The 23,673-nt window shown below is 66.7% G+C and carries 24 protein-coding genes and 1 pseudogene; 7 read left to right on the plus strand and 18 right to left on the minus strand.

Annotated elements, in window-relative coordinates:
- Nucleotides 1–39: 39 nt before the first annotated feature.
- Together MSB02_RS06080 and MSB02_RS06085 are read right to left on the minus strand one after the other, a co-directional pair.
- Entirely contained in the window at nt 40–1,215 is a 1,176-nt protein-coding gene (locus MSB02_RS06080; protein WP_267194342.1) for an ATP-grasp domain-containing protein, read from the minus strand.
- 9 nt (nt 1,216–1,224) lie between these two features.
- Complete coding sequence (locus MSB02_RS06085) at nt 1,225–1,683, minus strand: hypothetical protein (protein ID WP_267194343.1); 459 nt, start codon at nt 1,681–1,683, stop codon at nt 1,225–1,227.
- 129 nt (nt 1,684–1,812) lie between these two features.
- Between MSB02_RS06085 and panD the strand changes: the two genes are divergently transcribed.
- Nucleotides 1,813–2,193, plus strand: coding sequence for an aspartate 1-decarboxylase (gene panD / locus MSB02_RS06090; RefSeq protein ID WP_267194344.1), 381 nt, complete (start codon nt 1,813–1,815; stop codon nt 2,191–2,193).
- Between the two features lie 278 nt (nt 2,194–2,471).
- Nucleotides 2,472–5,168 carry a cation-translocating P-type ATPase gene (locus MSB02_RS06095; RefSeq protein WP_267194345.1) on the plus strand — a complete coding sequence of 899 codons (2,697 nt, stop codon included), beginning with the start codon at nt 2,472–2,474 and terminating at the stop codon, nt 5,166–5,168.
- Between the two features lie 116 nt (nt 5,169–5,284).
- Here MSB02_RS06095 and MSB02_RS06100 read toward each other — a convergent pair whose 3' ends face one another.
- The 5 genes and pseudogenes from MSB02_RS06100 to MSB02_RS06120 all read right to left on the minus strand — a co-directional run bounded on the left by MSB02_RS06100 (nt 5,285) and on the right by MSB02_RS06120 (nt 9,046).
- Nucleotides 5,285–6,130, minus strand: a complete 846-nt coding sequence (locus MSB02_RS06100) for a hypothetical protein (RefSeq protein ID WP_267194346.1) — start codon at nt 6,128–6,130, stop codon at nt 5,285–5,287.
- A pseudogene (locus tag MSB02_RS06105) lies at nt 6,130–6,954 on the minus strand (ABC transporter ATP-binding protein); the annotation flags it as partial. The gene MSB02_RS06100 and the pseudogene MSB02_RS06105, both read right to left, overlap by 1 nt.
- Nucleotides 6,955–7,046: 92 nt before the next feature.
- Nucleotides 7,047–7,820 carry a hypothetical protein gene (locus tag MSB02_RS06110; RefSeq protein WP_267194348.1) on the minus strand — a complete coding sequence of 258 codons (774 nt, stop codon included), beginning with the start codon at nt 7,818–7,820 and terminating at the stop codon, nt 7,047–7,049.
- 60 nt (nt 7,821–7,880) lie between these two features.
- The gene (locus MSB02_RS06115) at nt 7,881–8,276 is read right to left on the minus strand and encodes a hypothetical protein (RefSeq protein ID WP_267194349.1); all 396 of its coding nucleotides are present in this window, start codon (nt 8,274–8,276) and stop codon (nt 7,881–7,883) included.
- Between the two features lie 251 nt (nt 8,277–8,527).
- Nucleotides 8,528–9,046 (minus strand): hypothetical protein, encoded by a 519-nt coding sequence (locus MSB02_RS06120; protein ID WP_267194350.1) that lies wholly within the window; start codon nt 9,044–9,046, stop codon nt 8,528–8,530.
- 126 nt (nt 9,047–9,172) lie between these two features.
- On the opposite strand from MSB02_RS06120, the gene MSB02_RS06125 reads away from it, so the two are divergent.
- The 3 genes from MSB02_RS06125 to MSB02_RS06135 are packed head-to-tail and all read left to right on the plus strand — an operon-like array spanning nt 9,173 to nt 11,309.
- Nucleotides 9,173–9,640 carry a GyrI-like domain-containing protein gene (locus MSB02_RS06125; protein ID WP_267194351.1) on the plus strand — a complete coding sequence of 156 codons (468 nt, stop codon included), beginning with the start codon at nt 9,173–9,175 and terminating at the stop codon, nt 9,638–9,640.
- A gap of 45 nt (nt 9,641–9,685) precedes the next feature.
- The gene (locus MSB02_RS06130; protein WP_267194352.1) at nt 9,686–10,813 is read left to right on the plus strand and encodes a prenyltransferase/squalene oxidase repeat-containing protein; all 1,128 of its coding nucleotides are present in this window, start codon (nt 9,686–9,688) and stop codon (nt 10,811–10,813) included.
- A 31-nt stretch (nt 10,814–10,844) separates the two neighbouring features.
- Complete coding sequence (locus MSB02_RS06135) at nt 10,845–11,309, plus strand: hypothetical protein (RefSeq protein WP_267194353.1); 465 nt, start codon at nt 10,845–10,847, stop codon at nt 11,307–11,309.
- A 126-nt stretch (nt 11,310–11,435) separates the two neighbouring features.
- Here MSB02_RS06135 and MSB02_RS06140 read toward each other — a convergent pair whose 3' ends face one another.
- The 11 genes from MSB02_RS06140 to MSB02_RS06190 all read right to left on the minus strand — a co-directional run bounded on the left by MSB02_RS06140 (nt 11,436) and on the right by MSB02_RS06190 (nt 22,185).
- Nucleotides 11,436–11,948, minus strand: a complete 513-nt coding sequence (locus MSB02_RS06140) for a hypothetical protein (protein WP_267194354.1) — start codon at nt 11,946–11,948, stop codon at nt 11,436–11,438.
- 99 nt (nt 11,949–12,047) lie between these two features.
- Nucleotides 12,048–15,284, minus strand: a complete 3,237-nt coding sequence (gene carB / locus MSB02_RS06145; protein ID WP_267194355.1) for a carbamoyl-phosphate synthase large subunit — start codon at nt 15,282–15,284, stop codon at nt 12,048–12,050.
- 54 nt (nt 15,285–15,338) lie between these two features.
- The gene (gene hisF / locus MSB02_RS06150; protein WP_267194356.1) at nt 15,339–16,106 is read right to left on the minus strand and encodes an imidazole glycerol phosphate synthase subunit HisF; all 768 of its coding nucleotides are present in this window, start codon (nt 16,104–16,106) and stop codon (nt 15,339–15,341) included.
- Nucleotides 16,107–16,173: 67 nt separating this feature from the next.
- Nucleotides 16,174–17,061 carry a hypothetical protein gene (locus MSB02_RS06155; RefSeq protein ID WP_267194357.1) on the minus strand — a complete coding sequence of 296 codons (888 nt, stop codon included), beginning with the start codon at nt 17,059–17,061 and terminating at the stop codon, nt 16,174–16,176.
- A complete protein-coding gene (locus MSB02_RS06160) occupies nt 17,061–17,564 on the minus strand; it encodes a flavodoxin domain-containing protein (protein WP_267194358.1) in 504 nt (167 codons plus the stop codon). Before MSB02_RS06160 ends, MSB02_RS06155 begins: the two co-directional genes overlap by 1 nt.
- A 4-nt stretch (nt 17,565–17,568) precedes the next feature.
- A complete protein-coding gene (locus MSB02_RS06165; RefSeq protein ID WP_267194359.1) occupies nt 17,569–18,171 on the minus strand; it encodes a TetR/AcrR family transcriptional regulator in 603 nt (200 codons plus the stop codon).
- Between the two features lie 94 nt (nt 18,172–18,265).
- Complete coding sequence (locus MSB02_RS06170) at nt 18,266–19,657, minus strand: MATE family efflux transporter (protein ID WP_267194360.1); 1,392 nt, start codon at nt 19,655–19,657, stop codon at nt 18,266–18,268.
- Nucleotides 19,657–20,112, minus strand: coding sequence for a MarR family winged helix-turn-helix transcriptional regulator (locus tag MSB02_RS06175; protein ID WP_267194361.1), 456 nt, complete (start codon nt 20,110–20,112; stop codon nt 19,657–19,659). Before MSB02_RS06175 ends, MSB02_RS06170 begins: the two co-directional genes overlap by 1 nt.
- A gap of 103 nt (nt 20,113–20,215) precedes the next feature.
- Nucleotides 20,216–20,848 (minus strand): hypothetical protein, encoded by a 633-nt coding sequence (locus MSB02_RS06180; protein ID WP_267194362.1) that lies wholly within the window; start codon nt 20,846–20,848, stop codon nt 20,216–20,218.
- A 52-nt stretch (nt 20,849–20,900) separates the two neighbouring features.
- Nucleotides 20,901–21,116 carry a hypothetical protein gene (locus MSB02_RS06185; RefSeq protein ID WP_267194363.1) on the minus strand — a complete coding sequence of 72 codons (216 nt, stop codon included), beginning with the start codon at nt 21,114–21,116 and terminating at the stop codon, nt 20,901–20,903.
- 220 nt (nt 21,117–21,336) lie between these two features.
- Entirely contained in the window at nt 21,337–22,185 is an 849-nt protein-coding gene (locus tag MSB02_RS06190) for a PhzF family phenazine biosynthesis protein (RefSeq protein WP_323748507.1), read from the minus strand.
- Between the two features lie 122 nt (nt 22,186–22,307).
- On the opposite strand from MSB02_RS06190, the gene MSB02_RS06195 reads away from it, so the two are divergent.
- Together MSB02_RS06195 and MSB02_RS06200 are read left to right on the plus strand one after the other, a co-directional pair.
- Nucleotides 22,308–22,694 carry a TspO/MBR family protein gene (locus MSB02_RS06195; RefSeq protein WP_267194364.1) on the plus strand — a complete coding sequence of 129 codons (387 nt, stop codon included), beginning with the start codon at nt 22,308–22,310 and terminating at the stop codon, nt 22,692–22,694.
- Nucleotides 22,679–23,647 carry a DUF3641 domain-containing protein gene (locus MSB02_RS06200; RefSeq protein ID WP_267194365.1) on the plus strand — a complete coding sequence of 323 codons (969 nt, stop codon included), beginning with the start codon at nt 22,679–22,681 and terminating at the stop codon, nt 23,645–23,647. The genes MSB02_RS06195 and MSB02_RS06200 overlap by 16 nt, the downstream gene beginning before the upstream one ends.
- Nucleotides 23,648–23,673 lie beyond the last annotated feature (26 nt).

Below are 23,673 nucleotides of genomic sequence, written 5' to 3' on the forward strand. Positions count from 1 at the left end.
TGCGCCGCATGCACATTATCGCCCACGGCGCGTACGGGGTCACGCGGTGCCGGCCATGCGCACGTAGGCGGTGAGGTCGGCCCCGAGCATCGCCTTGAGTTCCCGCAGGTCCGCCGAGGGGACCTCCGCGAACACGAATCCGAGTACCGGGTAGCGGCGGAAGTCGGTTCGACGCACCTCGATCGGCCGGGAGAAGCGCGTCTCGAGCGCCTCGTAGTCGACCGACTCGATCGCCTCACGATCGATCGAAGCGGGGATGTCCGCCACGACGACGCCGAAGGTGCTCCCCCGGTGGCGCTCCAGTATCCGGGGCCAATCGGGCGCAAGCCCCTCCATGAAGCACTCGTAGGGGTCGATGCCGTACGCGTGGAACGCGATGTCGGTCACACACCATCCTGCGAACCGCATCGGGTTGATCTCGATCGGGGCGACGCGACCGCTGGCATCCACACGCAACTCGGCGTGCACCGGGAAATCCCTCAGGCCCGCCCGCCGGCCTACCTCGGCAAGGAACGCCGTGAACGGCTCCACCCAGCGCTCGATCAACTCCGCCGAGGTGATGTACACACGGTCGCTCACGTCGTCTGCCGAGGCGAACAGGTGCCCGAGGACGTTGAGCACCACCGGCGCGCCTTCGCTGTCGAAGTACGCGTCAACCGCGAACTCCTCGCCCTCGATCACCTCCTCGACGATGAAGCGGTCGAGACCGATGACCGTGTCCGGATACAGCGACGCGAGCGCGGATGCCTCGTCTCGCAGGGCGGCCACGACTCCGGGCCAATCATCGATCGAGTCGACCACGTGCACGCCCATGCTGAAGAACCCCACGGCGGGCTTCACCACGAACGGCACACGTACGGACGTCGGATCGAAGCCCTCCAGCTCTTCCAGGGTGAGACCCGCGTACCGGTAGTCGGGATAGAGGTCGGCGAGCAGGTCGCGAAAGCGGACCTTGTCCTTGAACAGGTCGACGCTCTCGGCAAGCGGCGTGCCCGAGAGATGCTCCGCGACCCACCCGATCGCGTTCTCGGAGTTCGCGTACAGCCGCGGACGTTCGGCTTCGAGGTAGCGCCGCGCGAAGTCATCGTCTGACAAGAGCCCGAAGCGCGCGCCGAGCGCCGTTCGTGCGGCGGGCGTGTCGAGCACTGGTGCGCCTGAGCCAGCCACGGCAAGCGCGAGTCTTCGCGATACGTACGGGTCCTCGAGGATGAACATGGCGACTCCCTACCGCTCCCAGAGTTCGCAGCGATACTCGTGGCACAGTGGCGGCCGGTACTCATGCGGCAGCTGGCATCCATGCTCGGGATGACAGAACTGGCACTTGCGGACGTCCACCCATCCGGGCAACGTTGCGCGGTAGGCCTCTCCCTCGGCTGTGGGCAGGTGACTCACGCGCGGATCGTGATACGGAACGACCCCGTGCCCGCCGGTCACGTGGCCGGCGCCGTCACGAACGAGCGCCCCGCTGGCAACGAACCGCTCCAACCACGACTCGATGTACTCCGGGAGCCACTCCTGTCCGATGTAGTCCCCGTTCTCGTCATGAGCGAGATAGAGGCAGCAGCACAGGCCGCCGCATGCGTGGCAGAGCTCCCAGTCCTGGGCGCGGGGATCCGGTGATGCTTCGATGGCCACAGCCTCCTGCCGTTCAGTGCTCGCGAACCCGTACGGTGCCACTTGCACCGCCCACCATACCGCGAATGTGGGGGCGCTCGAGAGTACGCACACGCTGCGGCATGCTACAATTCCACCCCTGAGGCCCGGATCGAGACGCGACCGCTCGCGCGGCGTGTACCCGAGGGAGCACCAACGATGAAGCGCACCATGCTCGGCGGCAAGATCCACCGCGCCGTCGTCACCCAAGCGAACGTGGACTACGAGGGCAGCGTCACCGTGGACGAGGACCTGCTCGACGCCGCCGGCATCCTGCCCGGCGAGGTGGTCCACATCTGGGACGTGACCAACGCCGCCCGCCTCACCACCTACACCATCGCCGGCCCGCGCGGCAGTGGCGCCGTCTGCGTGAACGGCGCGGCGGCGCACCTCGTACACGAGGGCGACCTGGTGATACTCGGCTCGTACGTGGAGCTGGAGGATGCCGAGGCTCGAACGTGGATCCCGAAGGCCGTCTTCGTGGATGACGAGAACCGCATCGTGGAGGTACGAGGCGAAGAGGCCTTCCGCGCGAACTGACGCGGCGCGAACAAGCCTGCTGCGCGAACTGACGCACCGGGGTCACCCGGACACGCGCGCACGACGGCCGCCCCCGCACCGCTTCCACCCGCGGTCTCCCTCGCGCTCATGCCCCGCTTCCGCTATCATTCCCGCCGAAGGGGAGTAGCTGCCCGGTCCCGCACCGGGAGGCAGGCCGTCATCACGGGCGCATCTGCCCCGGCCCTGCCAACGAGACACCTCGCATGCGAGACCTTCAGGAACCGTAGCGTCCTGACCCGTCACGCCCAGGAGGAAGCATGTCGAAACGCACCCCGCTCGATCCAGCGTCTCTCGATCCCGCGTTCGTGGTGCAAGCGGCGCACACCGTACCCGCCGAGGAGGTGCTCCGGCAGCTCGACGGCACGCCGGACGGGCTTCGCCCCGACGAGGTGACGCGCCGGCAAGAGGCCGTGGGGCCCAACGAACTCCCCGAAGGTGAGAAGCGCACCATCCCCGCGATGGTGTTCGACCAGTTCAAGGATTTCCTGATCCTGCTCCTGCTTGGCGCCGCCGTGATCTCCGGCGTTCTCGGCGAGTTGGTCGACACGATCGCCATCCTCGTGATCGTGGTGCTCAACGCGGTCATCGGCGTGGTCCAGGAATACCGGGCCGAGCGGGCCATGGAGGCGCTGAAGGAGATGGCCTCCGAGACGGCCACGGTGCGGCGGGGCGGCGAGACCCGGGAGATCCACGCATCCGAACTCACAGTGGGCGACATCGTCCTGCTTGAGGCGGGGCGTATCGTGCCAGCCGACATGCGGCTCATCGATGCTGCCACCCTCCGCATCGCCGAGGCGGCGCTCACCGGCGAGTCTCTCCCCGTGGAGAAGCATGTTGACCCTGTCCGGGAGGTCGACTCCCCGATCGGTGACCGCAGCAGCATGGCCTATCGCGGTACGCAAGTGGTGTACGGACGCGGGGTCGCCGTGGTCACCGGCGTGGGGCTCGCCACCGAACTCGGCAAGATCGCCCACCTCCTCGGCTCCACCGGCGACGTGAAGACACCGCTCCAGAAGCGCCTCGCGCAGTTCAGCAAGCAGCTCGGCATGGCGGCCCTCGGCCTGTGCACGATCGTCTTCATCGTTGGCGTGGTGCAGGGTGGTGACATCCTCGAGATGTTCCTCACCGCCGTGAGCCTCGCGGTCGCCGCCGTTCCGGAGGCCTTGCCTGCCGTGGCGACGATATCGCTCGCCCTCGGCGCAAGCCGTCTCGTGAAGACGCACACACTCGTGCGCAAGCTGCCTGCAGTGGAGGCGCTCGGCTCGGTCACCTATATATGCACCGACAAGACCGGCACCCTCACGCTCAACCAGATGACGGTGGAGCACCTCGCCTCGGGCGATGCGCAGGCGCTTTCGGCCGACACGCTCGCCAACCCGGAAGACGGGGTGAGCTGGCTCGGCAAGGCCCTTGCGCTCTCCAACGACGTGAGCGGACAGAACGACGAGCTCGTGGGCGACCCCACTGAGATCGCCTTCTACCGCGCCGCAGCACAGAACGGGTTCGATCCGGTTGCGCTGGCGAAGGACCTGCCGCGAGCGGCCGAGGCGCCCTTCGACTCCGACCGGAAGCTGATGACCACGGTGCATGAGCTGCCCGGTGGCGGTTACGTGTCGTTCACAAAGGGCGCCGCCGAGGCGATCCTCGAGCGCTCCCGGGACGCGATGATCACGGATGGCTCGACCGTGCCGCTGGACGCCGATGCCGCCGCCTCGCTCGTGGATGGATGGTCGGCTGAAGGGCTGCGTGTTCTGGCGTTCGGCATGCGCCGGCTCGACAAGCTACCGGGCGACGACATCTCCGCCCTGGAGCAGGACCTCTCCCTCATCGGCTACACGGGACTCGTGGATCCGCCGCGCGAAGAAGCGCGACAGGCTGTGGGCACCTGCAAGACGGCCGGCATCATCCCGGTGATGATCACGGGCGATCACCCGGCTACCGCACTCGCGATAGCAAAGCGGCTCGGCATCGCCGACCACAAGGAGCAGATGATCACCGGGACCGAGCTCGACGCACTGTCGCTCGAGGACTTCGAGGGCCGCGTTGAAGGCATCCGTGTCTACGCACGCGTGGCTCCGGAGCAGAAGCTGAAGATCGTCCAGGCGCTGCAGGACCGCGGCGAATACGTGGCGATGACCGGCGACGGCGTGAACGACGCTCCGGCGCTGGCCACCGCCGACATCGGGGTCGCTATGGGCATCACCGGCACCGATGTGGCCAAGGAAGCGGCCTCGATGGTGCTGCTCGACGACAACTTCTCATCGATCGTCGGCTCGGTCCGCGAGGGCCGCCGCATCTTCGACAACATCCGCAAGTTCATCAAGTACACGATGACCTCGAACTCAGGCGAGATCTGGACGATCCTGCTCGCGCCCTTGCTCGGCATGCCGATCCCGCTGCTGCCGATCCACATCCTGTGGATCAACCTGGTGACCGACGGTCTGCCCGGGCTGGCGTTCGCGAGCGAACCGCACGAGCGCAGCATCATGGAACGCCCGCCGCGCGCGCCCAAGGAGTCGATCTTCGCCGACGGGCTCGGCACCCACCTCATCTGGGTGGGCTTGCTCATGGGTGGGGCGTCGCTCTTCATGCAGGCGTGGTCGATGCCCCGGGCGCCCGAGAACCACGACCTGTACTGGCGCACGATGGTCTTCACGGTGCTCTGCCTCTCACAGATGGGCCATGCGATGGCGATCCGCTCGGATCGAGAGTCTCTGTTCAAGCTCGGCATCTTCTCAAACAAGCCGATGCTCGGCGCAGTGCTGCTGACCTTCGTGTTGCAGCTCTCCACCATCTACGTGCCGTTCATGCAGAAGGTCTTCAAGACCGAAGCGCTCTCGCTGCCCGACCTCCTGATCGCTCTCGCACTCTCCAGCGTGGTCTTCTGGGCGGTCGAGATCGAAAAGGCGGTCAAGCGCGCCCGCGACCGCCGCGGTGATGTGGCTGCCGCGTAGGGGTACGTCACGCAGGGATACTCGAGGTCACTCGGCCTCGAACCAACGACGCCCCGCCGCTTCCACGCGGTGGGGCGTCGTGCTGCGTGAGCCTCACACGGCCGATGACTCGGGGCTCAGACGTCCACTCGCTGCAGTGTCCTGACACCGACGATCGCGGAGAGCACGAGCAGCGCGACCCACCACAGCAGGCTCGACCACAGCGGCAGGGGGTCGGTGACCACTGCGGCTGAGTGCATCGCCTCAAGCAGCCGGGCCGACGGACTGACCCACGAGTACCACGAGCCATGGATGAACCAACTCAGTATGCGATCGAGCAGTACGATGCCGACCGACGCAAGACCCGGCAACCAGCTCACCGGAAACCGCGCGGTGAGCGCGAGGGCGGCCATGCCGATCGCCGTGAACCCGAGTGAGAGGTAGAGCGACGTGCCGACCTCGCGGACAAGCATGTCCGCGCCCGGGTGTGCCGGCGTGAAGAAGAGCTGGGCCATCGCATCTTGTCCGCCCGTCTCCCCGCGCGCGAACGCTGACGGCTCGCGCGTCATTTCACCACCCTCGTAGGCAGCCAAGGCCAGAGACGCGCCCAGCACACCCACCTGGAACACCACCGCCGCCAGAACCATCGGCACGGCCTTGCCGACCCACCACCGCCACCGATTCCCCGCCCGCGCCATCACCACGTGCGCCAGCCGGGTCTCCCGGTCGCGCGCAAGGCTGTCGCACGCGATCATCACGAACGTCGTCAGCAGCAGGAAACCAACGAAGAACATGTTGTTCACGAGCGCCGCGTGCGCGTCGAAAACGCTCCAACCCTCGATCCCCGTGTTGAAGGCGTGTGACCTGACCTCGTCGGCGGCAAGCTTGCCGACGAGGCCCCACATCGCGACCGCGGCGAACCATCGGCGTGAGAGGAACAGTCGTGCGAGCTCCATCCGTATCAGCGCCAACGTCTGCTTCATCACGCACTCACCGACTGCATGTACGCGCGCTCGAGCCCCGCGCTGTCGCGATGGATCGCCTCGATGCCCACATCGGCCATCACGAGCATCCGCACCGCGTCGGGCACGGCCTCGCGCACCCGGATGCGCATGCGCGTAGGGCCGTCGCTGCCCATGACCTCGACCGTCTCGACCGATGCCACGCGACCCACGTCCTCGACCGATGCCACCTCCAGCACCATGACAACACTGTCGAGCGTGGCTGCCGGCTCGTACACGTGCTGTGCACGGCCGTGGTGCAGGAGGATCACCCGGTCGCAGACCGCTTCGACCTCTTGAAGGAGGTGGCTGGTGAGCAGAACGCCCATCCCGTCGACGTCCGCGAGCTCGCGCACGAGGGAGCGCATCTCCACGATCCCGCGCGGGTCCAGACCGTTAGTGGGTTCGTCGAGGACCACGAGCCGCGGACGCTCACCGATCGCCTGGGCCAGCGAAAGGCGTTGTCGCATCCCGAGCGAATACGTCCTCACCGGCTTGCCGTCGTGCGGATCGAGCCCCACACGCCTCAGCACATCGGACGCGGTAGCGGGCTCGACCGCCCCGCGGATACCGAACAGCAGCTCGAGGTTCTTCCTCCCGCTCAAGGTCTCGATGAACATGGGGCGTTCGACCATCAGCCCCATGAACGGGAGATCGCCGCTCGTGGAACGGACATCACGTCCCAGCACGGAGCCCTCGCCGTTGGACGGTCGGGACATCCCGGACAGGATGCGGATGAGCGTCGTCTTGCCGGCTCCGTTGGGTCCCACGAGGCCGACCACCTCGCCCGGCCGGATCGTGAGCGTCACATCATCGAGGACCGTCTTGGGCCCGTACGACTTGCATAGGGCGCGAACGTCCACAAGCGGTGCGCCCGGCACGTCTGTCTGGATACGATTCATCGGTTCTCCCGCGCTCTCAGTAGTAGGTAGGTGGTCACAGCGCCCACGATGAGGATGGCCGACCAGTACGTCACAGTCGTAAGCGGAGTCGCCCACTCGGCGAAAGAAGACAGCATCCGCGCGCGTTCTCCGGGATTCACCGGAGCCGGCAGCGCGAACATGAACGCGAGATAGGCGATCGTGGCCCCCACTTGCGAGACGGTACGACCGGCACCGAGCGCTGCCAGCAGCATCGACGTCGCGCTCGTAGCCGTGGCCGCCAGCCCGAGGATGAGGACCACGGCAAGGCCCAGCAGGAGCGGCGCCGAGACCGCGAGTCGTTCACCCCAGGGAACCACGGCACCCGCGTTGGAGGGGTCCCACGGCGCGAAGACGGCAGCCGCAGCGAGCCAGACGACCGCAAGAGCGATCAGCAGCAGCGTGGAGCTGACGTACGCGGCGCCGAGCTTGGCCGAGAACCACCGCCACCGCGATCCCGCACGGGTGATGAGCAGTGACGCGAGCCCCGACTCGAGATCCTCGGCGAGTGTCCCGCCGATGATCATCGGCCAGATGAGGAAGAACGTTCCCGCGCCATCGAGTTCGGTCAACCAGAGCATCGACCCGCTATGTTGCACCACACCATCCACCCCTGCGAGCATCAGCAGTTCGCCCCGCCTGGCGAACATCGACGCTACGCCGAACAGGAGCATCACCACGCCGGCGAACACGAAGCGTCGCCGCGTCGTGAGCCGCGCCAACTCATGGAGCAGCGCGCCCGGTCCCCTCATGGAGCCTCCCCCCGGTGGGGGCGGCGCGAGCCGCCCCCACACTGCACAGATTCCGATGCCTCAGTAGTTCCAGACCCATGTGCCCTGGCACAGGATCGTCACGTAGTTGAACAGCGCGGAGTCCATCCGCACCCGCACGTAGCGCGTGCTCGCCGTGGAGTTGTACCAGAGGTCAACCAGCGGTGCGTAGGCGCCGCCCGGGTAGACCGTCACGGTCGGGCCGATCGCCTGGTAGGACGTGTTGCACACCGCGAAGCGGATCGGCTTGCCGCCCGAGTACTTGTGCCGCACGCCGAAATCGCGATATGCGCTCACAGCCTTGCTGGATGTGTAGATGTCGGCGCGAAAGCGCGGCGCGATCATGCTGTAGTTCTGAGTGCTGGCCGCGAACGCCGATGCGGTGCTACCGAACGCCAGCGCAAGCGCGAGCATCGCCACGGTGATGATCTTCTTCATCTCGACTCCTCGATTCGTCGTTGTCCATGATCGGGAGACCGGGAACTTCGCCATTGCTGCCCGTGACACGCTGATCGTTCACCTCCTCACGCGATCGACGTCTGGCGGCGCAGCCCCATCGGGGGCCTGAACATACCGGGAGCCTACGACCATGTCCTAAACGGAAACCAAACGCCCGGACGTGGTGCAACACGCGAGGCCCCCCGCCGATGTACCGGCGGGGGGCCTCGTCTCACACCACTGTTGCGGGACTACTGCACGCTCAGGATGACGCCTATCTCACTGCCGGTGTCGGTGGTGCCCACCGTCACCGATCCTTCCATGCCGTCCTTGTTCGCGCTGACGATCGCCGTCGTGCCACTGTCGTCGGTCATGTTCATGTCGCCGACGATGGTCCAGCCCTCGCCCTCGAACTCGGCCTTGTACCATTCGTACACGTCCACCGCGTCATCACCAGAGACCAGGTTCACGTAGAACACCGTGCCGTTGGAGTCCGAAACCTTCGAAGTCGAGTCAAGGTCGGCGTCCCCGTACATCGGGAAGTCACCCGGGAAATCCGATGGCAGGTCTTCGCCGCCGCCCTCGATCGTCACTTCGCCATCGCCGGTGTCCATGGTGACCGAGTCCCCGTCGACCTCCACATCGCCACCCACGATGCCACCCACGATCTCCTCGCTGACCTCCTCAGCGATCTTGTCCTCGATCGCCGAACATCCCGCGACCGCGAACGCCAGTGCTACGATCAACGCGCCGATCAGCAAACGCCTCAATATCTTCGACCCCCTTCTTGTGCATACTGTCCGACGAAGCATCGGCGCGGACATCCACAGCCGTGCTGCGGCCCACATGCCGATGCTCCCGTTTGGGCATATACCCCGCCGAGAGGAGTGCCTCCCATGATGGCAAGCATAATGAACATGAAGGCCATGACGGTGGCGTACCTGCCGATGACAGGCTCTTACGACCAGATGCCTGCGGCGTTCGACCGCCTCTACGCCTGGATCGAGGAGCATGACCTCAAAGCCACCGGAGCGCCGATCGCCGCGTTCTTCAACATCCCGTCGGAGCCTGACGGGTCCGACGCCCGCTGGGAACTGCTGGTCGCCTTGTCCGGCGACCCGGCGGACATCGAGCCGGACGAGACCGGTATCGGCGTGAAGCGTGTGGAAGGTATGAAGGTGGTGTCGGCGATCCATATCGGGCCGTACGACAGCGTGCTTCCCACCTACCAGGCGCTCTGGGCGTGGATGGAGGATCACAGCTACGACCTCGACGGACCCCCGATGGAACGTTACCTCAGCGGCCCCGAGGTCCCGGCGGATCGAGTCCGCACCGAAGTGCTGATGCCCATCCGTCCGGTATGACGCGCAGGGCCAGTCCGCCCGCTGAAGTGGATCGAGGGTGTACCCGTGGATGTATCGCCCGCCTCATCGCTCGCGGCACAGGCGCCCCAGGCGACGCTCGACTGGCTCTGCTCGGAGGAGAATCCCGCCGTCGCGGCGCTGACGCTGCGCGGGCTCCTCGGCGACACCGGCTCTCCACGCGCCGAAGAGATGTGGGCGCGGCGAAACGCCTACGAGCCCGTGAACACGATCCTCGGTCAGATGCGCCCGGACGGGAGCTGGGACACCCCCGGACGCGACTACCAGAAGTACGGCGGCAACCTCTGGCAGGTGCATTTCCTGGGAGAGCTCTTCGCCGACGGTGACGACGAGCGCGTGCGGACGGCCGCCTCGTACGCGTTCTCGCGGCAACTGCCGGACGGTTCGTGGTCGTGCAACGGCCGCGTGTCGGCGGCGATCCCGTGCCTCACGGCGAACGTGGGCCGCGCTCTGGCGCGCCTCGGCTTCGCGCGCGACGAGCGCATCGCCCGCGCGCTCGGCTACTGCGTGTCTCTCTACGACGCCTTCGGCTGCCTGACGTGCGGCACCCCCGGGACCGAGGGCCAGCCTCCCGCCGAGTGGGGCGCCTCCACTTCCACGCTGAACGGGTACTGTCACATGCTGGCGCCCAAACTCCTGCTCTTCCTCGCCGAGGTGCCCCGCGACGTGTGGCCGGAAGGAACGGAGCGGCTGCGGGACGAATGCGTGCGTGTCCTGCGCGAGAAGGAGATCTTCCGATCGCTTCCCGGGGAGGCCCGCGAGTTCTTCGACCTCTACTACGGCGCGAAGACCGGTGAGCGTGCGGGATTGCGCGAGCAGTACCTGAAGGGTCATCCGGTACTGCACCACAAGGACAAGCCGGGCTGGCTGCGGTTCGGCTATCCGCTCTCGTACAACTCGGACGCCCTTGAGGCGCTTCATGCCCTGGCGCTTCACGGGGAGCCTGCGCGGCCTGAGTATGCACCGGCGTTGGCCGCCGTGCGCTCCGCGGCCGACAGCGAGATGCGATGGAAGCTTCGCAACTCGTTCAACGGTAAGATGCGTGCAGATGTGGAAGTGAAGGGTGAGCCGAGCCGATGGGTCACCTGGCGCGCACTCACGGTGCTGCAGCACTATGGGAGTGCGAACGATGCGGTCCCTGAGAACGTCTCATGACATGGATATCTCACGAACGAGGAGGTACGCGATGTACGCTCGGATCCTTGCGTTTGCACTCGTGATCGCGCTTGGCGCTGCGATGGTGGGCTGCGCGACACAGGATGCCGCCGAACCCGATGACACACCCGAGACGAATGCGCCCGGCGCCCCGGTGGATGACGGCACTGATGAGGCCGCCGACGAGTCCGGGGAACTGCGTCTCGCCAACGGCCTCTACGACCAGGCTGATGGCTCCGTGATGGTCCTCGGCACGCTCGAGTGGGTAGACCTGGAGGGCGGCTTCTATGCCGTGACCGGGGCGCCCGGCGACGGTGGCACGATCGCCGTTGTGGCCAACGCCGACGAATTCGCGAGCGAGCTCGAAGAGCTCACCGGCTCCACGGTGTTCATCAACGGCACGCGGTTCGAAGGCGCGTCCATCCGGATGGCCGGCCCCGAAGTGGTGATCGACTCGATCGAGAAGATCGACGACACGCCGGGCGCCGCCGAGTAGCGATCCTGCGCGGCGAATCAAGAAGGGGCCCGGGCAGAACGCCCGGGCCCCTTCTGTGCGCGAGCGGCGACGAGCCTCGCAAGCGACGCATCAAGCACAAGCGCCTGGAGCGGTAGCAGTCCGTGCCTATGGGGTTTCGCGCGCCGCGATACTGACCTCTGAGCCGTCGTCGGACTCATTGACGTTGATGTACAACTGCATCGAACCCTTGGTGGCCTCAAGCCCCATGAACTCGCCGTCATCGGTGGTCATCTGCAGCTCGTCCCCGATCGCCCAGCCGCTTGACGATAGTTCGTCAACATGCCAGTCGTACACGGCGGCCACGCTATCGTCGACATAGAGATCCGCATAGTGCTCGGAGCCTGCATCCGCGACGATACTGCTCGATGACGAGACCTCAGCGTCGGGATGGATGGGGATGTCCGAGGGGAAGTTATTGCCCAGTTCGCCGTCGCCTCCGCCGAACGTGATATCTCCATCATCCGTACTGATGGTCACGTTCTCATCGTCCACATCAACATCTCCGCCAACAGCAGATCCGGCCACCTCCTCGGCAGCCGTATCCGAACCGCCACTGCAGCCGACGAGGGCGAGCGCGAGCGCACCCACAAGCGCGCCGATCAGCAATCGTCTGACCATGCCGTCCTCCTTTCCTGCGAACATGCCTACTCACGGGTACCGTTCCAGCCCGGACAACGTTTCCCTGCCTCATAGCCGAGCGGGCCTTCTACCAGGCATCTACCCGATATCGGCGTGGTAGCTCTGGAGCGACCGCACACTACCCGGTGATTCCCGATGCGCGCGGATGCCCTGGGCGGCGGCCAGGGCGGCCGACGTGGTGGTGATGTACGGCACGCGATGCTTGATCGCCGCCTTGCGGATGTAGCTGTCGTCGAACTCGCTGCTCTTTCCCGCCGGCGTGTTCACCAACAGCTGCACCTCGCCGTTGGTGATGGCGTCGTCGATGTTGGGGCGCCCTTCGTGAAGCTTGAGCACGGTCGTCGCCTCGATGCCGCTCTCGGCGAGGAACGCGGCAGTCCCGCTCGTTGCCATGATGCCGAAGCCAAGGCTCGCGAACTCCCGGGCCGCCGGCAGGATACGCTCGCGGTCGCGCTCGGCGATGGTGATCAGAACGGTGCCCTCATGGGGCAGACGCGTACCGGTGGCTTCCTGCGCCTTGTGGAACGCGAGGCCGTAGCTGTCGGCCAGGCCGAGCACCTCGCCGGTGGAACGCATCTCCGGGCCGAGCAGGGGGTCGACTTCGGGGAACATGTTGAACGGGAACACCGACTCCTTGACGCCGAAGTGCGGGATGGGCCTCCGCTCGAGCCCGAGGCCGGCGAGCTTCTCGCCCATCATCACGCGCGTAGCGAGTTGCGCCATCTGGATGTTCGCAACCTTGGACACCAGCGGCACCGTGCGCGACGCTCGCGGGTTGGCCTCGAGCACGTACACCACGCCGTCGGAGATCGCGTACTGCATGTTCATGAGTCCCACCACGCCGAGTTCGATGGCGATGCGGCGCGTGTAGTCGTCGATGGTGGCGAGGTGCTCCTCGGAGATGATGACCGGCGGGATCACGCACGCCGAGTCGCCCGAGTGGATGCCCGCGTACTCGATGTGCTGCATCACCGCAGGCACGAACGCGTCGGTGCCGTCGGCGATGGCGTCGGCCTCGCACTCGATGGCGTTCTCCAGGAAGCGGTCGATCAGGAGCGGCCGCTCGGGCGTGACGTCGTGCGCCGCGGCCACATAACGGCGCAGCATCTCCTCGTCGTGCACGACCTCCATGCCGCGTCCGCCGAGCACGTAGCTCGGGCGCACCATGAGCGGATAGCCGATGCTTGCGGCCGCCTCGAGCGCCTCGTCGAGGGTCGAGACCATCGCCGATTCCGGCATCGGGATGCCGAGGCGCTCCATGATCTCGCGGAAGCGGTCCCTGTCCTCGGCCAGATCGATCGTCTCGGGGCTCGTGCCGGCGATCGGCACGCCGGCCTCTTCGAGATCGCGGGCGATGTTGAGCGGCGTCTGCCCGCCGAACTGGCAGATGACGCCCTCGGGGCGCTCCTTCTCGTAGATCGCCAGCACATCCTCCACCGTGAGGGGCTCGAAGTAGAGCTTGTCCGAGGTGTCGTAGTCGGTGGAGACGGTCTCGGGGTTGCAGTTCACCATGATCGTCTCGTAGCCGAGGTCGCGCAGCGCGAACGCGGCATGCACGCAGCAGTAGTCGAACTCGATGCCCTGGCCGATACGGTTGGGGCCGCCGCCGAGCACCATGATCTTGCGAGCGTCGGAGACAGACACGCCGTCATCATCGTTGTAGGTGGAGTAGTAGTACGCCGCGTCCTCCACGCCTGAGACCGGCACCGCACGGTATGAATGCTGCACGCCGAGCTCGATGCGCCGCCGGCGGATCTCCGGCTCCGGCATGCCGAGGAGCTTCGCAAGATACGCGTCGGCGAACCCGTCGCGCTTGGCGCGCACGAGGAGCTCGTCGGGGAGCGGTCCGGCGCTCCGTACGCCGGCGCCCGCTACGCCTCGCCCGGTGGCGAACTCCAACAGCTCCTCCTCGAGCGCCACCAGCTCGGCCATCCGCTCGATGAACCAGCGCTTGATGTGCGTCTTGCGCACGAGCTCATCGATGTCGGCGCCCTTCCGGAGCGCCTCGTACATGATCCACTGCCGCTCGCTCGTCGCCTCGGCGAGCATCGCCATGAGGTCCTCGAGGTCGCGCGCGTTGAAGTCCTTCGCGAAGCCGAGGCCCATCCGCCCGTTCTCGAGCGAGCGGATCGCCTTGCCGAAGGCCTCCTTGTAGTGCTTGCCGATCGACATGACCTCGCCCACCGCGCGCATCTGCGTGCCGAGCTTGTCCTCGGCGCCCTTGAACTTCTCGAACGCCCAACGGGCGAACTTCACGACCACGTAATCGCCGCCCGGGGTGTAGCGATCCAGCGTGCCGTCGCGCCAGTACGGGATCTCGTCCATGGTGAGTCCGCCCGCAAGCCTGCTCGAGACGAGCGCGATCGGGAAGCCGGTGGCCTTGCTCGCGAGCGCGCTGGAGCGCGACGTGCGCGGGTTGATCTCGATCACCACCACGCGATCGCTCACCGGATCGTGCGCGAACTGCACGTTGGTGCCGCCGATGACCTCGATCGCTTCCACGATGCGATACGCGTAGTCTTGCAGCCGCGCCTGCAACTCCGGGGAGATGGTCATCATCGGCGCCGTGCAGTAGCTGTCACCCGTGTGCACGCCCATGGCGTCGACGTTCTCGATGAAGCACACGGTGATCATCTGTCCGCTGGCATCGCGGACGACCTCGAGCTCGAGCTCCTCCCAACCCAGGACCGACTCCTCCACGAGCACCTGGCCCACCATCGACGCCTGAAGCCCGCGTGCCGTGATCGTCCGCAGCTCCTCGACGTTGTAGACGATGCCGCCGCCGGTGCCGCCCATCGTGTACGCCGGCCGGATGACCACCGGGTAGCCGAAATCGGCAGCCACGCGCTCGGCGTCCTCAAGGGTCTCTACCGTCACGCCGCGCGCGGTCTCCACGCCGAGGCGCTCCATCGTGCGCATGAACTCCAGCCGGTCCTCGCCCCGCTCGATGGCGTCCGGACTCACGCCGATGATGCGCACGCCATGCTTCTCGAGGATGCCGCGGCGGTTCAGCTCGAGCGAGAGGTTGAGGGCGGTCTGGCCGCCGAGGTTGGGCAGGAGCGCGTCGGGCCGGCTCTCGGCGATGATGCGCTCGAGCGTCTCGAGGTTCAGGGGCTCGATGTAGGTCTCGTCAGCCATCACGGGGTCGGTCATGATCGTGGCGGGATTGGAGTTCACGAGCACGATCTTGTAGCCGAGCGCGCGGAGCGCCTTGCACGCCTGCGTGCCCGAGTAGTCGAACTCGCAGGCCTGGCCGATGACGATCGGCCCCGAGCCGATGATCATGACCTTCTGGATATCATCACGGCGGGGCATGGTCACTCCTCAGGTTTGGACGCAGTTCGATACATTCTAGCGCATACTGCGGTATCAGAGGCGGACCGGTATCCCCCGCTCGGCAAGGTACTCCTTCACCTGCGCCACCGTGAACGTACGGAAGTGGAACACCGACGCCGCCAGCAGCGCCGATGCATGCCCCTTCTTCACACCATCGTAGAAGTGCTCGAGTTCGCCGGCCCCGCCGGACGCGATCACCGGCAGGTCCACGGCGTCAGCGATCGCACGGGTGAACTCGAGGTCGTAGCCGGCAAGCGTACCGTCGCCGTCCATGCTGGTGGGAAGCAGCGTGCCCGCGCCCAGACCCTCGCAGCGGGTAGCCCACTCCACGCAGTCGATCCCGGTCCCCTTCTGCCCGCCGCTCACGACCACCTCGAAGCCTGAGGGCATCTCCTCGTTGCGGCGTCCGTCGATCGCCACCACGACCCGGTCGGAACCCCAGTCGTCGGCGGCTTCGGCGATCAGGTCGGGGCGGGCCACGGCCGCGCTGTTGACCGAGACCTTGGCGACCCCCACTTCGAAGAGCGCGTCGAAATCCGAGAGTTCTCTCACGCCACCGCCCACCGTGAGGGGCACTTCTCCGAGAGCCCCGACGACCTCGCGCGCCCAGGCGATGCGCGTGCTGCGGCCCTCCACTGTTGCGGCGATATCGAGCATCGCCACCTCGTCGGCTCCAGCCTCCCGATAGAAGGCGGCGTTCTCAACGGGATCGCCCGCGTCACGAAGATCCACGAAGTTGACGCCCTTCACAACGCGGCCGTCCTTCATATCGAGGCACGGGATGATGTTGACTGGCTCCACGGGAACCCCCTCCAAGCGGCGACGGTTGTGGGCATTCTACCGCACGTGCCACGCGGCCCCTCGCTGGTCACGCCCCCTGCGCCGACGACTCCTCACGAACGCTCGCGAGCACGAAGAATGCGATGACCCCCGACGCCAGAGTAGCCACCGAGAACAGCACAAAGGGCGCAAGGTCCAGCTGCCCCTCCACGATCCAGGCGGACACGAGCATGGCCACGATGGCACCCGACATCGTCACGCCTTTGACCGAGAAGACCGCCGCGAGCAGGTAGCCCACCGGCTTCCGCAACCACGCGAACACCGCGGTGGCCAGCGCCAGCGGCACGATGATGCCGAGGTCGAGCGCCTGCACCGCAAGCGTGGGCGTGCCCAGCAATCCCGCACCGGCTAGGTCGCCCGAAAGGCCTGTCGCGATCCTCGGCACCCACATCGCGACGAGCTGCAGAGCCATCACGCCGCTGAAGACGGCCATCGAGCGACGCGGGAACCTCTCCGAGAAGCGTGCAGGCAGGGAGCGCAGATCGATCGTGCTCACGATCCAGATGAGCGCGATGAAGCTCAGCGGGTAGAGCGCGATGAACGCCGGAAAGAGCGGCCCCAGCGCCCAGAAGACCGCGTACATCAGGTACTGATACACCAGATAGCCGAGGATGCCGGCCGCCAACAGACGCCCCTTGAGCGACCCGCGCGCAACGAACGGGACCGCGATGAGCAGCGCTGGAGCCGCGGCGAACAGGGTCAGCGCATCCCAGCCCACACCCTCGGCCACCACCCGCTCAGCGTTGTAGGCGTACACGCCGTCGGTGACGTACTCGAACTCCTCGCCTCGGATGCTCGTTGCCTGCTCCGTTGCGCCGCTGCCGCGTGCGAACACGCCGATGGCAGCGGTCACTCCCGCTCCGAGCGCGATGACAAGACAGAGAGCGGCTATGCCGCGAAAGGTGTGCGCCGACATCACAGACCCATCCGCTCTGCCACGCCGCGGGTCCACTCGGCAACGGCTTCGTAGTCTCGGAAGTCACCCTGCGGCGCCTTCATCGCCTTCATGATGAGTCGCTCGGGGAGCGAGAACGCTTTGGGCTCGTTCATGCCGGCGAAGAGGCCGATATCGATCGGCGTGATGCCGGTCTCCGCCAGCAGCGGGTCGGTGTAGGCGCGCACTTCATCCGCTTTGTCGGGGTCGCTCGCTATGGTCAGGCAGGCGGTGAACATCGCCACGGGCCGGGACGTGAGCGCCTCGGCATGAGCGGTCACCCATTCCTTCACGGCGCCGTGCCAACTGCCCGCGCGGACTCCGCTCCCCACGATCACAGCACGGTAGCCGGAGGGCCCCGGAGCCTTCTCCACGGAATGGACGTCCGCTGTGAGACCCGCCTCAACGAGGATGGCGCCGATCTGCTCGGCGATACCGGCGGTACACCCTGTCTTCGTTCCGTATACGACCAACACGTCACTCATGTCGTCACTCCTTGTCCGCCGAGGCTCCCGACCAGAAGATGTCGAAAAGCTGCTCGATCCCTGCATCCGTCTGAACATCGGCGGGCACATCCGCCGCACCCATCACCTGCCGGTACATCACGTAGCTCGAGGTGAGGCCGAAGAACGCCTCCGCCATCACGCGGGGGTCGACGTCGTCCCTGAGCTCACCGGCACGCTGCTGCTCGGCCATGTACTCGGCCAGCCCGGCCAGGTTCTCGGGAACGCCCGCACCAAGCACCTCGGCCACCTCGGGAACCGACGCGGCGTCGAACGCCAGGCGCATCGCCATGCCGCCGTCTTCCAGCGCGCCCGCGATCTCCATGCGCGCGAAGCCGAGCAGGGTGCTTTGTACGTCGCCCGAGGGGGGCGCAGCCGCGGCGGCGCGCCCCGCCTGCCGGCGGGCCATCCGCTCGCCCAGGGCCCTCAGCACGCCGATCTTGTTCTCGAAGCGGCGGAAGAGGGTCACCTCGTTCACGCCGGCGCGCTCGGCGATCGCCCGTGTGGTGGTGGACGCGTAGCCGTAGGTGGCGAACAGCTCGGATGCCGCGTCGAGGATCCGCTCGGCTGTGTCCTGCGTGCGCGCCATGATGTCCTTCCCATGAAGTCAGCAAGTGCTTACTTGCATCGTAGGGACGGAGCAGCCATCTGTCAAGCGCCTGCATCAAGAGGAAGGGCAGCCGCTACGCGGTGATGACCTCGATGTCGGGCTCCTCGTCCCAATCGGTCACCGGCGGCTCGGCCTCCATGCGGTGGAACAAGTGCCGGAACAGCAGGACGCCGATGAGACCGGCGGCCACGTTGGCAGCGAACGCCGCCCACCACACGCCGCCCAGCCCGAACAGCGTGGAGCCTACGTATGCGAGCGGCACGTACAGGACGAACATCCGTAGCACCGACAGGACCATCGAGTACACCGCGCGGTGGAGCGCATTGAGGGCGTTGGTGATGGTGACGAGACCGCCGAGCAGCGCATAGCTGGGGAAGACGATCGTCATGTAGGCCATCACCGTGTCCACAACGGCCGGATCGTCGTTGAAGATCGACGCGATGCCCCGGCCGCCCACGAGCGAGAGAAGCCAGACGAACGCCCCCCACCCTGCCGCCATGGCAAGCGCCACCTTGACGGCCCGGCTGACGCGGGGCTTCTTGCCGGCGCCCCAGTTCTGCCCCACGAACGGCACCAGCGCTGCGCCGAGAGCGTTGATCACCATCACGGCGAACATCTCCAGGCGGCCCGCCACGCCGAACCCGGCAACCGCTGCCACGCCGTAGGCGGCGACGATCGAGGTGATCACGCCAGTGGAGACAGGGGTGATCAGCTGCGTGATGGCCGCAGGCAGGCCCACCGAGAGCACGTGCCGCCACGACGCGAGGATGTCACGTACGCCCATCCGCACGCGGGTGATGATGCCCCTGCGGCGCAACACCACCAATGCAACGGTGAGGGCGCACGTCTGCGATATGACCGTGGCGATCGCCGCGCCACGCAGCCCGTATGCGGGGACCGGACCGAGCCCGAAGATGAAGAGCGGGTCGAGCAACACGTTGATGGTGAGCGCCGTGAGCATGATCTTGGCGGGCGTCTTCGTGTCGCCGGTGGCCCGCAGGCTGCTGTTGCCGTTCTGGGGAACCACGATGAGCGGCAGGCCGAGGAACCACACCGACATGTACGCGTACACGTGGTCGAGCACCACGCCCTCGGCGCCAAGGAGGCCGAACAGCGGCCGGATGCTCAGGAGTCCCACGACAGCCATCGTGGTGGCCACGGTGATGCCGAGGAGGATCGAACTGAGAGCAAGGCGACGGACGCCCTCGGTGTCACGCTGGCCTATCGCCTTCGACACGACCGCAGTGGTGCCCATCCCGATCCCGAGGCTGATCGAGTTCACGGCCATCACCACCGGGAGCGTGAACCCCATCGCGGCGAGCGGCTCGGTGCCCAGGCGCCCAACGTAGAAGGTATCCACAAGGTTGAACCCGACCATCGCGAACATCGCGATCACCATGGGCGTGGTGAGCCGCACGAGCGTCTTCGCTACGGGTCCCTCCACCAGGCGTGCGTCGTGCTGCATCAGCCGATCACCTTGCAGTCCTCATCGAGCAGCGCGGTGGCGTTGTCTGCCATACGCTGCAGCAGTCGTTCCGCCAGTGTCTGCTCCTCGGCCGAGAGGTCGGCGATGAGCGCGTCGTTCCAGGTGCGGACGACCTCCTGGAACTCGGCCACAACGGTCCGGCCGGACGCCGTGAGATCGAGCAGGCGCACCCGTCCGTCGGCGGGATCGGGCCGCCTCTGCACGTAGCCAAGCTCCACGAGACGGCGCACCGCGTGCGCCGCGCCACCCTTGTCGATGTCCACGTATGCCCTGAGGTCTTCCTGGCGGGACCCCGGGTGCTCGGCGAGGAACGAGAGCATCCTCGTCTGCGTGAAGCTCAGGCCTTGCGCGCGCAGCTGTCGCTCGAAGTACATGTGCGTGCGGCGCGACAGTGTTGCCACGAGCCGGGTGATGGGGTTGTGGTAGCAGTGCATCGATCCTCCGTGCGCGGACAGCCTCATAGGCAGGCACCGCAGTCTACGCCTCACAAGTTGCGTGTGCAACTATTTTCGAAGCATCGACACGCCATGCGCACGCTCAGGCAGGCACGGGCCTCGGCGAGTAGTCCTCGACGAAGAACCCACGCCACGTCCTGGGCTTCCCGCCCCCGCGCTCTTCCACCGCTGCGGACGGGTCCAGCGGGACCTCGAGCACCACGTCATCACGCAAGGGACGATTGGGGTCGTAGATGCGCACCACCACGTCGTCCTCCCGGAAGTCGGCGGCGTACGCGAGCACCTGGTGGTTGCGCGCGATATGCGGGAGGCCGAGACCGCTCACCAGACCGAGGGGCGCGGGACGGCCGCTCCGCAGCAGGTCGAACAGGGTCAGCAACGACTGCCGAGTTGCCGCTCCCACTCCCAGCGGACCCCCTGACGGCAGGTATGTGAACCGTGCGAATCGTGCGATGTTGGCCCCCGGCAGCACCACGATGCTGTCCAGTTGCCGCCGCCAGATCCATCGTGCGAGCGGCGAGTCGTGCTCCGGGAGCGTGCGGTCGTGCGAGCCTGGCGGCAGCGGCGCCCCCGCCACGAACGCATCGAGCGCGGCGAACACCATGCCTCCGCACCTTCCACGCGACGCGATCACGCCAAGCACCACGTCGCGCCATGTGTTGGCGAACCCGAAGCCGTCCTTCGATGGCAGGAAACCCGTATCGAGATACATCATGGCCGCCTGTCGTGATGGGTCTGAGTGTCTTCGATGATACCGTCAGATCCGCTCATCGGACCCTCACGCTGTCGGGCACGTGGTAGTCGGCGTGGTATCGGCCGACACGACCGACTCCGGCCTCGTGCCGCTCCCGGCGTACGACGCTGAGACGTGCTGCGGCGCGGCTCAGGTACGCAGCGAGCGTGTCGCGCGCGTGAGAAGCCAGGCCGGTGATATCGACGGTGTAGTGCTGGCGCTCGAAGACGCCGGTGGTGGATTCGAACATCGCGGGGTCCCTCCCCTTACAGGGTGCCCGCGACGTGAGGTGATCTCAGGCGGCGCGGCACACCGGAATACGGACGTGCACAGACTGCGGGGCGATCGGGGCCCCTGGCTCACTCGGCTTGATCATCTGACGTCCCTCCTTCCGGTCGCGCTTCCAGCTCCTGACAACGGCATGCATCATAGCATGCCGATCCTGCATAGCAAGACACAGGCTGGAGTCCCTACAGAACGAACTCCCCCCGTGCCACCACCACGGCGCTTCCGGCCACCTCTACGCGAGCGATCGTGTCGCCGCCACCCTCGGCGCGTGCATACAGCGTGCTGGGGCGAAGGATCTCGGCGCCCTGGGCGATCGTGATCTCGTCACCCCATGCGATCAGTCCATGCCGCGCGAGATGCACGGCCAACGGACCTGCCGCCGAACCGGTGGCCGGATCCTCGATCACGCCGAGCTCGGGGCCGAACATCCTCGTCTTCACGCGGTCGCCCTGCACAGAGAAGACGCTCACCCCCGTGGGCCCCAGGAGCCTGCCGAGCGCCCCGGCGTCGGGTGCGAGCGCAGCCACCTCCGCCTCCGTCTCCACCATCACGTAGATGTGCGGCGTGCCGTTGTCGTAACGCTCGACCGGCAACAGCGAACCCGGGACACCGAGCGCCTCGAAGAGCGGGGCGGTCTGCGTGTAGGGCTCGATCGTGGGGATCGGCTGCTCCATCCTGCCGAAGACGATCTCGGCGCCCTCGCGCTCGAGCGCTACGGGCACGGTACCCCGGGCGGTCTCGATCCTGAGCACCGTCCTCTGCAGCGGTCCCGCAACCACGAATGCCGTGCCAAGCGTAGGATGGCCTGCAAATGGCAGCTCCCGCGCCGGCGTGAAGATCCGCATCCGGATGTCACCGTCGTCCTCCGCCGGAAGCACGAACGTGCACTCGGAGAAGTGCATCTCGCGCGCAAGCATCTGCATCTCGTCGGCCGAGAGCCCTGTGGCGTTGGTGAACACACCGAGCTGGTTGCCGGTGTACGGCGTGTCAGTGAAGACGTCAACGATGACGAAGCGGTACATTCGGGACATGGCGTTCCTTCCGGGGATACACCTACAGAGGGCGTCACGAGCCTGCATCGCATCCGATGATAACGAGTCACGCAAGGAGGCGCGCCGGATCCGGTGCACCTCAGTTGAGCAAGGAGATGCCGATGAACTGGTATGCGGAGCTCGCCAAGCCCACCTGGGCGCCACCGGCGCCGGTCTTCGGCATCGTGTGGAGCATCCTGTACCCCATCATCATCGTGGCGTACGGCTACGTCATCTACCGCATCGCGCGCGGCGAGTTCCCAGCGGCGCTGCTCGTGCCGATACTTCTGAACGTGGCCTCCAACGTGGTCTTCACGCCGATCCAGTTCGGTCTGCGCAATCTCTGGCTTGCCGAGGTCGACATCATCATCGTGCTCGCAACCATCGTCTGGTCGATGATCGCGATCTGGCCGCACAGCCGCTGGGCGTCCCTCGCGCTCACCCCCTACCTCGTGTGGGTGACGATCGCAACGGCGCTCCAATCGAGCATCACGTGGTTGAACCGTTGAGGACCGCTACGGATATCTCCCCGGCCACTCTAGAACGCAGCATCGCTGCGGTACGGCCTGAGGCGCTCTACGCCGAACGGATCGATCTGCTGCAGGTGAACCTCGGCCGGCGCTGCAACAGCTCGTGCACGCACTGTCACCAGTCATGCTCGCCGTCGTGTACTGAGGCTATGGACGAACCCACGCTGGACGCCGTATCGCGGATCGCCCGTGAGGTGCGGCCCGCGCTGGTGGACATCACCGGCGGCTCACCGGAGCTCCACCCGGGTCTGCCGGCGCTGGTATCCCGGCTCCGCTCGGCGGACCTCCGCACCCAGGTGCGCACCAACCTGACGGCGCTCCTCGAGCCGGAGGCCGAGGGCGTCATCGATCACCTCGCCGGGGCGGGCGTCCAGCTGCTTGCCTCCCTGCCGGCACTCACTGCCGAGGGATACGCCTGCCAGCGAGGCGACCGCTTGCAGACCGCGTTGTCGGTCCTCGAACGTCTGAACGACGCGGGCTGGGCGCGTTCCGACAACCTTCGTCTCGATCTGTCGGTGGACTCGAGCGGCTACGGCGCCGACTGCTCCGAGTGCGAACTCACCGCCCGGTACCGCGCCGCCCTGACCGACGACCTCGGCATCCACTTCAACGACCTGGTGCTCATCACCACCATGCCCATCGGTCGCTTCCGGGCCGCTCTGGAGCGGCGCGGCGAGTACGAGGCCTACCTCAGCGGACTCGCCGAGCGATTCAACCCCGCTACCGTGGCGGGCCTCTCGTGCCGGACAGCGATCGAGATCGCCTGGGACGGAACCCTCTCAGACTGCGACTTCAACCTGGCAGCAGGACTGCGCACAGCCGAGGGAGAACCAGCGCACATATCCGAGTTCGACACGGAGCGTCTCGCTCGACGCCGCATCCGGTTCGCGCCGCACTGCTGGGCGTGCACGGCGGGTGCGGGCTCGGGTTGACACGGAACGCTCCTGTGACCCGGTCG

This window comes from Anaerosoma tenue, assembly GCF_023161965.1.
Lineage (GTDB): Bacteria > Actinomycetota > Coriobacteriia > Anaerosomatales > Anaerosomataceae > Anaerosoma > Anaerosoma tenue.